This window comes from Microcystis sp. LSC13-02 (assembly GCA_002282935.1).
GTDB lineage: Bacteria > Cyanobacteriota > Cyanobacteriia > Cyanobacteriales > Microcystaceae > Microcystis.
The window spans coordinates 1-13702 of record MTBT01000109.1; the positions used below are offsets into that span (position 1 = coordinate 1).

At 39.7% G+C, this 13702-nt stretch carries 12 protein-coding genes and 1 pseudogene; 10 read left to right on the forward strand and 3 right to left on the reverse strand.

The window, feature by feature from the left end:
* The 6 genes from BGL89_RS06670 to BGL89_RS06695 all read left to right on the forward strand — a co-directional run.
* The coding region (locus BGL89_RS06670) for a class I SAM-dependent DNA methyltransferase (protein WP_353743915.1) at window positions 1–1525 on the forward strand (1525 nt) is incomplete at its 5' end.
* A 190-nt stretch (window positions 1526–1715) separates the two neighbouring features.
* Complete coding sequence (locus BGL89_RS06675; protein WP_286825022.1) at window positions 1716–2879, forward strand: pyridoxal phosphate-dependent aminotransferase; 1164 nt, start codon at window positions 1716–1718, stop codon at window positions 2877–2879.
* Window positions 2880–3197: 318 nt separating this feature from the next.
* Window positions 3198–4895, forward strand: a complete 1698-nt coding sequence (locus BGL89_RS06680) for an SPFH domain-containing protein (protein ID WP_286825023.1) — start codon at window positions 3198–3200, stop codon at window positions 4893–4895.
* 94 nt (window positions 4896–4989) lie between these two features.
* Window positions 4990–7983, forward strand: coding sequence for a D-Ala-D-Ala carboxypeptidase family metallohydrolase (locus BGL89_RS06685; protein WP_286825024.1), 2994 nt, complete (start codon window positions 4990–4992; stop codon window positions 7981–7983).
* Between the two features lie 44 nt (window positions 7984–8027).
* Window positions 8028–9065 (forward strand): hypothetical protein, encoded by a 1038-nt coding sequence (locus BGL89_RS06690; protein ID WP_286825025.1) that lies wholly within the window; start codon window positions 8028–8030, stop codon window positions 9063–9065.
* A 739-nt stretch (window positions 9066–9804) separates the two neighbouring features.
* Entirely contained in the window at window positions 9805–10842 is a 1038-nt protein-coding gene (locus tag BGL89_RS06695; RefSeq protein ID WP_286825026.1) for a fatty acid desaturase, read from the forward strand.
* A 245-nt stretch (window positions 10843–11087) separates the two neighbouring features.
* On the opposite strand, the gene BGL89_RS06700 is transcribed toward BGL89_RS06695, so the two are convergent.
* The gene (locus BGL89_RS06700; RefSeq protein ID WP_353743916.1) at window positions 11088–11363 is read right to left on the reverse strand and encodes a nucleotidyltransferase family protein; all 276 of its coding nucleotides are present in this window, start codon (window positions 11361–11363) and stop codon (window positions 11088–11090) included.
* Between the two features lie 228 nt (window positions 11364–11591).
* Here BGL89_RS06700 and BGL89_RS06705 point away from each other — a divergent pair, with 228 nt between their 5' ends.
* The 4 genes and pseudogenes from BGL89_RS06705 to BGL89_RS06720 all read left to right on the forward strand — a co-directional run bounded on the left by BGL89_RS06705 (window position 11592) and on the right by BGL89_RS06720 (window position 12762).
* On the forward strand, window positions 11592–11837 hold the full coding sequence (locus BGL89_RS06705) for a UPF0175 family protein (RefSeq protein ID WP_286825027.1): 246 nt from the start codon (window positions 11592–11594) through the stop codon (window positions 11835–11837).
* Window positions 11834–11929: pseudogene (locus BGL89_RS06710) on the forward strand (PIN domain-containing protein); the annotation flags it as partial. The gene BGL89_RS06705 and the pseudogene BGL89_RS06710, both read left to right, overlap by 4 nt.
* A 313-nt stretch (window positions 11930–12242) precedes the next feature.
* Complete coding sequence (locus tag BGL89_RS06715; protein ID WP_002736246.1) at window positions 12243–12503, forward strand: type II toxin-antitoxin system Phd/YefM family antitoxin; 261 nt, start codon at window positions 12243–12245, stop codon at window positions 12501–12503.
* Window positions 12496–12762, forward strand: coding sequence for a Txe/YoeB family addiction module toxin (locus BGL89_RS06720; protein ID WP_286825028.1), 267 nt, complete (start codon window positions 12496–12498; stop codon window positions 12760–12762). Before BGL89_RS06715 ends, BGL89_RS06720 begins: the two co-directional genes overlap by 8 nt.
* Before the next feature lie 200 nt (window positions 12763–12962).
* On the opposite strand, the gene BGL89_RS06725 is transcribed toward BGL89_RS06720, so the two are convergent.
* Together BGL89_RS06725 and BGL89_RS06730 are read right to left on the reverse strand one after the other, a co-directional pair.
* Window positions 12963–13265 (reverse strand): type II toxin-antitoxin system RelE/ParE family toxin, encoded by a 303-nt coding sequence (locus BGL89_RS06725; RefSeq protein ID WP_286825029.1) that lies wholly within the window; start codon window positions 13263–13265, stop codon window positions 12963–12965.
* Window positions 13262–13492: an addiction module protein gene (locus BGL89_RS06730; protein WP_286825030.1), complete on the reverse strand. Its 231-nt coding sequence runs from the start codon at window positions 13490–13492 to the stop codon at window positions 13262–13264. The genes BGL89_RS06725 and BGL89_RS06730 overlap by 4 nt, the downstream gene beginning before the upstream one ends.
* Window positions 13493–13702 lie beyond the last annotated feature (210 nt).

A 13702-nucleotide genomic window follows, 5' to 3' on the forward strand; every position in this document is an offset into this window, starting at 1 on the left:
TGAGTTTGCGGTAAGAGTTGCTGAGGTGGCAATGTGGTTAATTGATCATCAGATGAATATTAAGGTTAGTAATACTTTTGGTCAGTATTTTCTGCGTTTACCATTAAAGAAAGCGGCAAAGATTGTTAATGGAAATGCCTTGCGGATTGATTGGGAGGAAGTTATATCAAAAGAGAAGCTCAATTTTATTTTAGGAAATCCTCCTTTTGTTGGTGCGATGATTATAAACGAACAGCAAAGGAATGATATGGCTTATGTTTTCGACGGTGAGAAAGGAATAGGCGTTTTAGATTATGTGTGTGCATGGTATATTAAGGCTGCTCAAATAATTCAGGGCAATAGAATCAGGGTTTCTTTTGTTTCCACAAATTCTATATCTCAAGGGGAGCAAGTTGCATTACTTTGGAATATTCTTTTTCAAAAATATCAGTTAAAAATTCATTTTGCCCATCGTACTTTTAAATGGAGTAATGAGGCAAAAGGAAACGCCGCAGTTCATTGTGTAATTATTGGCTTTGGAAGTTTTAATATAACAAATAAAATCCTATTTGATTATGAAGATATTCAAGGTGAATCATTAGTTGTTCAGTCTAATAATATTAATCCCTATTTGGTTGATGGAAGTGACATCATTATTTATAATCGAAGTTTTCCTTTATCTAATGTTCCATTAATGCGTTTTGGTAGTATGCCAAGAGATGGTGGTAATTTTATTTTGACAGAACCAGAAAAAGAAGAATTTTTAAAATTAGAGCCGAAGGCAGAAAAATGGATTAGACCTTATACAGGAGCGCAAGAATTTATTAATGGTTATAGTCGCTACTGTCTATGGTTACTTGATATTTCTCCCAGGGAATTAAAGACATTACCAGAAGTCATAAAAAAAGTAGATAAGGTTAAAAATTTTAGATTAAAAAGTAAAGCTGCTTCTACTCGTAAATTTGCGGCGACACCTACTCTATTCTGTCAAATAGCACAACCCGAAACGAATTATTTACTTGTTCCCCGTGTTTCATCTGAAAGAAGAAAATATATTCCAATAGGTTTTATGAATAAAAATGTGATTGGTAACGATCAAGTTTTATTAATTCCTAATGCAAATCTTTATCATTTTGGTATTCTTACTTCAGAAATGCACATGGCATGGGTTAAATATGTGTGTGGAAGATTAAAAAGTGATTATCGTTACTCAAAAGATATTGTTTATAATAATTTTCCTTTTCCAGAAAATATCACCGACAAACAAAAACAAACCGTCGAAACTTGCGCTCAAGCTGTGCTAGATACAAGGACAAAATATCCTGATAGTAGCCTTGCCGATTTATACGATCCTTTAACCATGCCTCCCGACTTGCTCAAAGCTCACCAAAAACTTGACAAAGCCGTTGATTTGTGTTATCGTCCCCAATCCTTTACCAGTGAATTAAACCGTATTGAATACCTCTTTGAACTCTATGAAAAATTAACCGCTCCCTTACTCTCTACCAGCAAACAAAAAACCACGAAAAGAAAAAATCCTCAATAACGAAGGCACTCAGGCACTCATGCAAAAGGCAGCTTTGTTCTCCCCACACCCCACACCCCATCACCCCATCCGCATCCCCAATCGAGGCAATTCCGGAGATTATATAAAAAAACACCCAGAACAATCGAGGTAATGGACAATACTAAAGGTTGTGTAGGTCATCAGAAAAGCCCTGTCAGGGTAAAATACCATGAAACTAGCGTCACGAGTCAATCAAGTTACCCCCTCCCTTACCCTAGCTATCGACTCCCTGGCCAAGGAAATGAAGAAAAACGGCGAAGATGTCTGTAGTTTTAGCGCCGGGGAGCCAGATTTCGACACACCCACTCACATCAAAGCTGCCGCGAAAAAGGCCCTCGATGAGGGAAAAACTCGCTACGGACCGGCTGCTGGGGAAGCGGGGTTAAGAAAAGCCATCGCCGAGAAATTGCTGCAGGATAATCAACTAGCATACAATGCCGATAATGTCATCGTTACCAATGGGGGTAAACAGTCTCTCTACAATCTAATCATGGCGTTAATTGAAGCGGGGGACGAAGTAATTATTCCCGCACCCTACTGGTTGAGTTATCCTGAAATGGTGACATTAGCGGGGGGAACATCGGTTATCGTCAACACTAGCCTAGAGAATCAGTATAAAATCACCCCCGAACAGCTAGAAGCGGCAATTACACCGAAAACTAAGTTATTTGTCCTCAATTCTCCCTCTAATCCCACCGGCATTGTCTATACTCCTGAAGAAATCGCCGCTTTAGCAAAAATTGTGGTTGAAAAGGATATTTTAGTGGTTTCTGATGAAATTTACGAGAAAATCCTCTACGATGGCGCAATTCACCGCAGTATCGCTTCTTTTGGTCCGGAAATCTTTCAGCGCAGTATTATTAGTAATGGTTTTGCTAAAGCTTTCTCGATGACGGGGTGGCGCGTCGGTTACATAGCAGGACCGGTGGAAATTGTCAAGGCCATGACTAAGATCCAAAGTCATAGTACCTCCAATGTCTGCACTTTTGCCCAATACGGTGCGATCGCTGCTTTGGCGAGTTCCCAAGATTGCATCGAGGAAATGGTCAAAGCTTTTAGCGAGCGCCGACAGTATATTTTAGAACGAGTGCGAGCAATTCCAGGACTCGATTGTCCTACTCCCAACGGTGCTTTTTATGTGTTTATCGATATTAGTCAAACTGGTTTAAAATCAGGGGATTTCTGTCAGAAACTCCTCGAAAGCCAAAAAGTAGCCGCTATCCCCGGTATTGCTTTCGGTGCTGATGATTGTATTCGTCTTTCCTATGCTACAGATCTAAAGACGATTGAAAAAGGACTCGATCGCCTTGATAAGTTTATCAGCACTTTGTAGGATTATTACTTTCTCTGTTGGGGGTGAATTTTGTTTACCCCTTTTTTTCGGTTTTCACAGCCAATTAGCTCTAATACTAAATCCGTTGGCTCTCCCGGGTTTGGTGGGTAAAATGTATTCTAAGATACGGTCTTGCGGACGAGTGCGTGGAACGAACCACAGAGACACAAAGGACACAGAGATCGACCACTACTATATAAGTTAAACTTATCATAAAAAGAATAAGACTGAAGTTCGAAATATGGGGTTAAATGAAACGGCTCTACCCCTAAACGGTTATAAATTTTTGTTAACATATTATCTACCGAAAAACCATAAATGTTAAAATGGCTGGAATTTCCTGATCTGAATCTTTACCATATGAGAGCAGTACAACCCAGCCAAACAGAGCCTGTTATTGTCGCTCAATCTTCCCCTGATCCTTCCCGATCAAATCCACCGTCAGGTAACAGCAGTTTCCCTTTAGTGCCGATAGGAGTAACTGTTGTAGTTACTTTGATACTGGTTTCTTTGTGGTCGCAAAAAGACAAAATTATTGGAGGTTTAAAGGTATGGACTGAACCACAACCAGACTCAGACACGATTCGATCCCAAGAATTTGCTGTTGATATAGAAGTATCAAATATTCGTACTCAGGATTATTTACGAGCCAGTGTACAAGCGACAATTTATGTCTATATTGCCGACACAAAAGAAGACAACCAAAAGGCTCAAAAATTTTTGGTAGAAGAAGACAGTATTTCAACCGTAGCCGTAGAAAAAGCTGTTAAAAAACGCGCCGAAACCGCCCTACGAGGAAGTGCCAGTAAACATACATTAGACTATCTGCATACAAATCGCACAGAGGTGGGAAAAGAAGCGACAACTATACTTGGTAACTGCCTAAATCCTCTAGGATTAACTGTTAGAGATCTCGTTATTGGTGAAGTTGAAGAGAGTGCCAACTATACTGCTGACAACTATTTCGATGCCAAGGCAGTTGAGGCTCGGACAAAAGTGATTCAACCGGCAATTCTGGCAACTCGTACGGAAGAGTTAAAGACGGAAGAAGCAATACGAAAACAGGAATTAGATACGGAAGAAACAATACGAAAACAGGAATTAGAGAAAGGCAGAGATATAAGAATAAAGGAATTAGAGATAGGGATTGAACTAGAAAATCAAGAGCTTACACATCAAGAAACATCTTTGAAAAATTTAGAAACACTGGAAAAAGTCGAAAAGAGGAAGACTGATCATGAGCTAATTATAGAAAAATACCAAAATGAAAAAGAAAAAGAACTACAGGAGGCGATTGAAACCTCTGAATTAGCTTTAAAGAAAAAGCTCGAAATTGCTGAGTTAAACGACAAAAAAGAGCTAGAATCACTCAAACACCAAACAGAGATTGAAATTCAACTTAACAAGCTCCTACAGGACACAAACTTAATTGAGAAAAATAAAACGTTTCGCTTAAAACAAGCAACAGTCAATCAAGAAATAGAAACGGGAGAAATTGCTGCAACCATCTCGATTATTAGTAAAGAAAAAGAACGGCTGGAAACAGAAATAGAACGCGCCCAAGCAGAACAAGCTGTTACTACAGCAATTGAAAAAGCCCAAGCCGAACGCCAGAAGCTGCAAGCGGAAATAGCCGCAGAGTCAGTGGAGAACGAAGCAAAAACTATCGAACGTTTGGCAGAAGCAGAAGGTAAGCGTTACCATCTGATACCGGCTACGGATGCCGATCGCACGGCTCAAATGATTCGGGATCTAGCACCTCAACTAATAGAAAATTTACCCCAGGTTGTTGAAATTGCCAAAGCATTAGCTCCCCAAGCAGGGATTTTGGGAGACTCCAATATCTATACTTTTCCCAATGGAAATGGAGAAGAGATTAACAAGTTGATGCTTTCCACCAGTGGTATGTTACTGATCCAATCTTTACTAAATGGTAAGTTAGGAGATTTATTAGGTAAATCGCTCCGCTCTTTGAATAACGATAGCAACAGCGGACAGGATAATTCTGACGTATAAGTAACAGCGAGATTGAGTCATCTAAGCCCATTAATCCCTGCCAATAAAACTAATTTTTCAACAGTAAACAAACTGAGTTTTGGAGTCTAAATTCATGAAAAAAGCAAAACAAAAACCTCCCCTAACATTTCCTCCCATTCCCAAAGCTATTAATTTCCTCCTGACCTTTTTCTTGGGACTTGGTATGGCTCTGGGCTTTGCTTGGTTAATCAGTTTTACAAGTTCTGCAAGTGGCAAACATACAATAATCAGGGATTTGCCCGGTTACTTAGAATGGTTAAATGGCACAAATACTCTCTATCTAAGTCTGGTATTGGCTGGGGCATTAGGCGGGTTACTTTACTCCATATTGCTTGACGGCGAGTTAGAATTGCCGTCTTGGAGTAAGAAAAATCCCAATAATCTCAACCCCGGCTTTTTGGGAGAAATTTTTGTTGGAATAGGTGGGTCACTTATTGCCTATAAGTTCTTACCCCAGGAACTTGGAAAACCTGGCTTGGAAATCACAATTTTTGTCACTGGATTGGTGGGCGGCTACGGCGGTAAAGCCATCCTAGATGCGGCATTAAGTAAGGTGATTGACCGTATAAAAACGGCTGACCTAGCAAAAGAGAAAGCAGAATCTCAGGCCAAGGAACTCGAAGAAAAAACATACATCCGCAATCTAGTCAACCAGCAGATTCAAGAAGGGCTAAATCAGTCCGAATTATCAGAATTGAAAGAGAAACTTGAAGGTGCTAGTGATGATGTGAAAAAAATTGTTTTTAATCTTGCCCATGATGCCCGTAGCTTGGGAAGGAGAACTCTAACGTTTAAAGATCGGGTCAATAGAACAATTCCGATTTTTGAGGCTCTGGTAGCCAGTGATAACAATAATCCCTCGTATAATGCAGAGTTAGGTTATGCTTACATCAGTTCACAGCCTCCTGATTTAAACCAAGCCATCTCCTATCTCGATCGCGCCATCGAACTACGAATACCGGGGTCATCAACGGAGGGAGATAGCTGGAAGTACGAAATGAATCGGGCGATCGCCAGAATTGGCCTTGGCAATTCTCAATCAAGGGATGATATCTTAAAAGATTTGTTTGCTGTTGAGCAGAGGAAAAGACTAGCACAAGCTATTGACGAGTATGAAAGTGATGGAGTAGATGGGGGAAATAATTCCATAAAAAACTGGCTTATCCAAAATCAAGATTGGGTAAGTCAACAGACTAACGGAAAAGCCTTACTTGATAAAATTCAACTTTCTGCGGCGGCGAAACCTGTCACTTCAACGTTATCAGTAACCCAGCATCGGGAAGATTTGGTCGCTGCCCCCCCCAATACAAAGATTAAAGCAACCATTAAAACCTATCTGAAAAAACAACCCATTGATTCATCACAACTCGGTGAAAACGAGAAAAAAGAAGTTCCTGTGGGTACAGAGTATAAAATCCTCAAGCATTCACAAGAATCTAATGGACATTGCCTCGTTGAATTAGACTACGGCCAGGGAATTTGGTATATTTGGTCAGATCACTGGTACTTACCTTGGGAACACAAGATACTATCATCTGTTCCCCAGTCCAGTAAAAATGGTTCAGCGCGGGAAGCCATTGACCAATTATCAAGAATTTCTGCCATCTCCTCAACAAATAGAGGAACCCTAAAAGCCGCAGCCACCCGCTCGATTCAAAGATCAGCTACAGCTACAAAGGTAGAACCCGAAAATTGGCTCATTGCGCCCCCCAATACCATCATCAAGGCAACTACTAAAACCTATCTGAAAAAGCAGCCTATTGATTCATCACAACTCGGTGAAAACGAGAAAAAAGAAGTTCCTGTGGGCAAAGAGTACAACGTCCTCAAGTATTCAGAAGAAATTGACGGACATTGCCTAGTGGAGTTAGACTACGGTGCTGGCATTTGGTATCTTTGGTCGGATCATTGGCATTTACCTTGGCAAAAATCTAGCCAAGACAATGGCCGCTCATCTGTATCCGCGCCAGAATCAAGTCAGCATCAAGGCGGTAATATTGTAACTCGCCAGCAAGCTGAGTCTGTCTATGGACGTAAAATGAGTGATCAACAATTCAATGACTTAAACTCTTGTTTACAGCGATTTGAAATTAATACAGTGCCACGAATTAGACATTTCCTCAGCCAAACAGCCCATGAAAGTGGAGGACTGCGTTGGATGGAAGAACTTGCCAGTGGTAGTGCTTATGAAGGTCGCCGTAATTTAGGAAATACCTCTCCCGGTGATGGTCGTAAATATAAAGGTGCTGGTGTTATTCAATTAACTGGACGGCATAATTATCAGAAATTTGCGGACTTTATAAAGGATCAAAACGTGATGCAGGGACATAGCTATGTTGCTCAGGTTTATCCTTTTAACAGTGCCGGATTTTGGTGGAAGAATAATAACATGAATGCTCTTTGTGATCGAGGTGGAACTGTTAAAGAGGTAACAAAAAAGGTTAATGGTGGTTATAACGGACTATCGGATCGTCAACGTTATTACGATAAAGCTTGTCAAGTTATCAAACAATTACCATCTACACCTTTACATACGGAAGAGTTAGCCGCAAAGCCCGAAACAGGCAAGGCAGCGACAGAATCTAGCGATCAGGTTAGCAAAGTCGAAGTGGTTAGGGAAATGCCCAAAATTTTGACTCCGAAAGATGTAGATTGGAGTGATATGTCCACCCATTTAACCCCCCATTTCACTCTAGGAGAAAACTTACGAAACGACCCCCGACGCATTCCGCACGACACCACTTTGCAAAATAACATACTCACGATTATGCGAGAGTTGGAGAAGATTCGCACTGACTACGGTAAGCCCATTATTATCACTTCTGGGTATCGCCCTGAGCAAATCAATCGTGCTGTGGGAGGGGTAAGTGACTCGCAGCATATCCGAGGAACTGCGGTCGATATTTGCCCTGCTCATGGAGATGTGTTTGAATTTCAAAAGTGGGTAGATCAACACTGGTATGGTGCCTTGGGTTGGGGGGCGAAAAAGGGCTTCGTTCATATTGATTGTCGCAATGGAAAGGGATGGAAAACGGGAGGCGAAAAAGGTGTCAGATGGAACTATTGATGCCATGTAAAACTTTATAAATATACACTTAGGAGGATGCTTAAATGACACTCACAACCATCGGCAGAGTACCGATTACGGAACCCGGACCATTACTCGATCCATTCCTTAAAGATGATAATGCTTTAATTGCTGCTTCTGAAGATTTTACCGTCTCTATAAATACTATTTCACATCAACTTTATAGTAAGTATAGAGAAGAGTATAAAGCTGGACAATGGGGTAATGATTATTTTGCTGTAATGAGTCAGATAGGATTAGGAGATATAGAAAAACCTATCATTAAAGCTCACTACCTCAATCACATTAATAATATGAATAGACTGACCCATGATTTACTTACTACTTGGGCAGAAAATGTAGCGATTATTGAAGATTTCCAAAAAGACAAGAAAACAGAAAGACTATATTTATCATTCAGTAGTTTTTGTCAGGGATTAGGAGACTCAAAATTAGATCAAGTGACAGGAGCATTACAAGAAGTTGCTCGTGAAGTAGGCGGCACTTTTCCCATTCTCGTTCCTTTTACAGCTTTAGGAACAGCAGCTTTAGAAGGAGTCAATAATATTCTCAAAACAATACTAGATGCGGAATTTAGGCCTCAAGTAAAAACTGTAGAATTTGCTTTTTATCCTGGCGATCAGAACCGCCTTCCCAACATTGGTGAAGCTCCCTTACAGACAGGAGCATATGCCTTTTTCTTTGAAGAAGTTGCATTAGAATCCCTACAAATGGAACGGAATGGTACTATTACTTCAACTCGTAATGAACCAGTAAGTCCCTACATTGTTGTCAATATCAAAAAAGGAATTATCTTGGCACCGGGTCAAATTGAGAAACACTTGGCAACGGAAGTCTTGGAGACTTACAATAAATCTTATGGCAATCAACTCAATGCGGGAAATATATCTGGCAGTTATTTTAGTGCTTTAGAAGAACTAGGTAAAACAATACGCTTATCGACAGCTACACAACGATATTTTGAGTTGAGAGGAAAAGGAGACCAACTCACTGAAAGTGAAACACAACGCCTGCAATCCTTATATACCTACTTAAAAGAAAATTTAATCAGTTTTGATTAAACGATTAATCCTGCCATGAACCACTTTCTTCAAGTAAAAGCCTGCCATTTTTATAAATTCTTATTATACCACTTTCTGTGACAAAATAACGATAATTCCCATTAATAAACTCATAGCCGAGAAATTGACAGGGAGTAACTCTATCTGAACACAAACGATAAACAGTTCTCCCAGTAAGTTTAATAGATTCTGCGGTTTTTAAACTTGTTCCAGTGTATGAGACATTGTTGCACACTACCTCGCCTTCGGGGCAATTCCTAGTAATCTTGACAATAAAATTTCTCGTTTGTAAGGTTTCTGCAAGAATTGTTTTACCCCAAAACAAGCAGATAAACAATAAAAACAGAGTTCTCATCAAGAAATTTTGCTTAAAACCGACGGACAAAAATCGCAGCAATGTCTTTCTCTATAATGGTTTAATCCCTTATAACCTCGTCCATTGCATAACACGAACCGAAGAGCCAATCTTTTTCGATGCGAGTTGCATCTTTATAGATGCCCAAGGGGACAGACGGACAGACAGGGGGAGAATCTGATTAACTTTCCCTAGGGGCTTTTGTTAAGTTACATTAAGCCCTACAATAAAATTCTAGTGAGTTAGACGAAATTCGCTCGATCGCTCGGTCTTATCCGCTCCTAGCTGAGATAGAGAAAAGATAGCGCATCGAGAAACAAAAAAACTTGAGCTACTCAAGCTTTCGTCAATACTGCCCTGTCATCTATCTTGAGTTATAACCTAGTGTCCCAAACCCTACCTAAACCCTCCCTAAAAAGAGAATTTTTGCCATTTACCCTACAGGATGTCCGTCTAGCTATCCCGGCCCGTTGCTTCCAATCAAGCGTTTTTCGCTCTTTAGCCTACTTTTTTTTTGATATTGGCATCATTACCCTACTTTACTGGATAACTTACCAGATTAATCAAGCATGGTTCTTCCCCCTTTTTTGGTTTATGCAGGGAACCATGTTTTGGGCCTTATTTGTGGTCGGTCACGATTGCGGTCACGGTTCCTTTTCCCGTTATCGTTGGTTAAATAACTTAATCGGTCATCTCAGTCATACTCCCATTCTCGTACCTTTCCACGGTTGGCGCATCAGTCATCGCACCCATCACGCTAATACTGCCAATATCGACACCGATGAAAGTTGGTATCCCGTCACGGAAACCCAGTATAACAATATGGCTTGGTACGAAAAATTAGCTCGTTTTCAGCTAATTTTATTTGTTTATCCCCTTTATCTTTTCCGTCGTTCCCCTAATAAACAGGGGTCCCATTTTATGCCCGAAAGCCCCCTCTTTCGCCCCTCGGAACGGTGGCAGGTACTTACTAGCACCGTTTGCTGTACCTTTATGTTAGGTCTATTAATCGGGGTGGGTATCAGCTACGGCTTTTGGTTTCTGTTTAACTACTACATCATGCCCTATATCGTCTTTGTGGTTTGGTTGGACCTGGTGACATTCCTACACCACACTGAAGATGATATTCCCTGGTATCGCGGTCAAGACTGGTACTTTCTCAAAGGGGCGCTTTCTACCATCGATCGCGATTATGGCATCTTTAATCCCATCCATCACCAAATTGGTACTCACGTCGCCCATCATATTTTTATCACTATTCCCCACTATCATCTCCAAGAAGCAACCGAGGCCATCCGTCCCGTCTTAGGAGACTATTATCGCGTCTCGAAAGAACCGATTTTCAAATCTCTCTGGCGGTCCTACCGCAATTGTCATTTTGTCAGCGACCAAGGCAGTAAGATTTTTTACCGCAAAAATTGATCCTGTCTTAGATATCAGGAGGAAACGGCAGCAAAATCTGCCTCCTCCTCTCACACCGAGAATAGTTGCCAAAACTGGGGGTAAAGTCTTTGTCTTTATTTGATTCATTGGCAAAGGATGAAGATTCAGCCGTAGGTTGGGTTGAGCTATCATTATTGATCAGGTATTACCAATCGGCTCAAAAGGCGAAACCCAACCTATCGAGTTTTACTTTACTTGCAAGAAATCTCTAAATTCCCGTTGCGTCATACATAAATAAACTCCGATAAAATTCTTTCTCGCCTTCTTCCTTTTAAGCCATTTTTACTGATAACATCCGCTTTTAGCTTAAGTAAATCACTTAAATAATATTCCAGATCTACTAAATCTAGTAAACTAGGCGGTTCTGTATAATCTATCAGAATATTAACTTCACTATTTTCCTGCACTTCTCCTTTTACATAATCTCCAAAAATACCTAATTCACTGACATAATACTTTTCTTTTACTAAGGACTTAACCTGACCTAAAATCGCTTTAATTTCTTATAAATTTTTCATGATGCTCACCTTCTAAGATAACGGAAAAGACTTCTACCCTACTGATCAAAATTTTATTTCCTGTATCTGTATTGTAGCAGCTATCGGATAAACCATCCTCCCTGAAATTATGGGAATTGAGAGAGTTATGCCAAAAATACACCCTCAACTGACTAAATGAAGGAGGTTATAATATTATTCCAATAGGAAGGGATAGATAGGTTTATAGCCATGAGTATTGATATCTCCGATGAAATTCTCAGTGCCACACGCAGGACTGAAGCTGAGATGAGGCCGGAAATTGCGGTTATGCTCTTTCAAAAAGAGAAGCTCACCCTTGCTCAAGCGAGTCGATTTGCCGGAATGAATCGTATTGCTTTTCAACACCTACTGGCAAGTCGTCAAATTCCAGTACACTACGATGTCGAAGATTTTGAACAGGATATTAAGAACTTGCGGGAGATGGGAAGATTGTGATTATTGTCAGTGATACATCGCCTATCAACAATCTTGCAGCTATTAATCAACTTTATCTACTACAACAACTTTACGAAATAGTTTTTATTCCCTAAGCAGTTTATCGAGAATTAATTGAAGATAGATTTTGTCTTTGATCCCCCCTACTCCCCTTAATAAGGCGGCTCTGACAAATTTTAACACCTACCTACTTAGTGCTTTACTTAATCCCCTAGGAACACCCAGAATAGTAATCAATCAGTCAATGTACCATGCTCCAGAGCAAGGCAACTTATCAAGAATTGGCAACGAGAATAAGTAAAAAGAAATTTGACAAATATTTAGAAAAGGTGCTATTATGCTGAATAATACTTGACTTGTGTTAAGATTGGCTGCGCTCTTGTTGTTAATTTAAGGGATAGTTACATGAAAATTGTTACTGTTACTGAAGCCAAAGAACAAATTGATGAATTAGTGAATGATACCAATGATAATCATCAACCGATTTTGTTATCTGGTACGAAAAAAAATGCTATTTTAATCGCTGAGGAAGATTGGAACTCTATTCAAGAAACGCTTTATTTGTATTCTATTCCTGGTATGGTAGATTCAATTATTGAAGGTGGCAACACTTCTATTGAAGATTGTGTGGATGAGGCGGGTATCAGAGCAATTTTAAATGGATAATTGGCAGTTGGTTTTTACCAAACAAGCGAAAAAAGATGCTGAAAAGCTGGCTCGTACTGGGTTGGCAAAACAAGCTAACGAGTTATTAAATATTCTTAAGTCAAATCCCTATCAATCTTATCCTGTTTATGAGAAACTCAGTGGCGATTTAGCGAGCTATTATTCCCGACATATTAATATTCAGCATCGTTTGGTTTATCAGGTTATTCCAGAAGAGAAAGTTGTCAAAGTTATCCGGATGTGTACTCATTATGAATAACCCCTCTTATTTATTTTACACTGGTAACATTATAGAATGAAAATGATTGATTTGGATTGTAAAAATAAATTCCCTAAAATAAGCCCACTCAAGATAACATGAAGGGGCATTTATGGTATTTTTAGAGGCAATTTAGCCTACTTTTGTGGGTTCCTTTTCGGTGGATTTGGATGGTTTTAGTTTACGTTTGAGTATCTCCATTATTCTAAATTTCGCTTTTTCGAGTAATCAGGTTTACGTTTTCCATGTGCGATCGCAACCACCCAGATAAATGCTTCAAATTCTACATAAAAAATGATGTAAGGAAAACGGCGAATGACATAACGGCTTACCCCTTCGATAGTATGGTCTGTTCCCAGATTAGGGTTAATTTTAATTTTTTCGAGAACTTGTTCAATTTCAGATAGCAAATCTAGCCCTAATCCTATCTTTTGCTTCTCATAATATTGAATAGCATTGTCAAGTTCTCCTGTTGCTTCACTGTGAATAATAACCGGTTTCACGAATATTTCTCTCGTAATTCCAATAATACTTTATCTGATGGTTCACCATTGGCTGTTCCAGCATAAATTTCGGCTAATCTTTCAGTTAATTCTCTATCCCAAGCATCTAAAACATTGTCATCTACACCTTCATCTAAAGAATGGATGAGAAAGTAAGCGAGTTCAGCGCGATCTTGCACAGGAAGTTGAGCAAGTTCTATTTTGAGGGTTTCTGCTGTTTTAGTCATCTTGAAAGCATCTATAACCAGTCATCTTAGATTGTAGCAGCTCTCGGCTCGCAAGATAAACCATACTCCTTAAAATCATGGAAATTCAGAGAGTTATGCCAAAAATACCCCCCTCAACTGTAGGGTTGATTCATTTAAATTAAGTACAGCGGATTTTGAGTCAATAAATTTGACCGAAGATTCTCAAGTTTATCTTTTTCTAATCAAAAG

What these genes read in the sequence shown, in the direction of transcription:
- BGL89_RS06715 (WP_002736246.1), top strand. Translation starts at nt 12,243, where the DNA reads ATGAAAATTGTTACTGTTACTGAAGCCAAAGAACAAATTGATGAATTA.
- BGL89_RS06680 (WP_286825023.1), top strand. Translation starts at nt 3,198, where the DNA reads ATGTTAAAATGGCTGGAATTTCCTGATCTGAATCTTTACCATATGAGA.
- BGL89_RS06705 (WP_286825027.1), top strand. Translation starts at nt 11,592, where the DNA reads ATGAGTATTGATATCTCCGATGAAATTCTCAGTGCCACACGCAGGACT.
- BGL89_RS06730 (WP_286825030.1), bottom strand. Translation starts at nt 13,492, where the DNA reads ATGACTAAAACAGCAGAAACCCTCAAAATAGAACTTGCTCAACTTCCT.
- BGL89_RS06675 (WP_286825022.1), top strand. Translation starts at nt 1,716, where the DNA reads ATGAAACTAGCGTCACGAGTCAATCAAGTTACCCCCTCCCTTACCCTA.
- BGL89_RS06720 (WP_286825028.1), top strand. Translation starts at nt 12,496, where the DNA reads ATGGATAATTGGCAGTTGGTTTTTACCAAACAAGCGAAAAAAGATGCT.
- BGL89_RS06685 (WP_286825024.1), top strand. Translation starts at nt 4,990, where the DNA reads ATGAAAAAAGCAAAACAAAAACCTCCCCTAACATTTCCTCCCATTCCC.
- BGL89_RS06690 (WP_286825025.1), top strand. Translation starts at nt 8,028, where the DNA reads ATGACACTCACAACCATCGGCAGAGTACCGATTACGGAACCCGGACCA.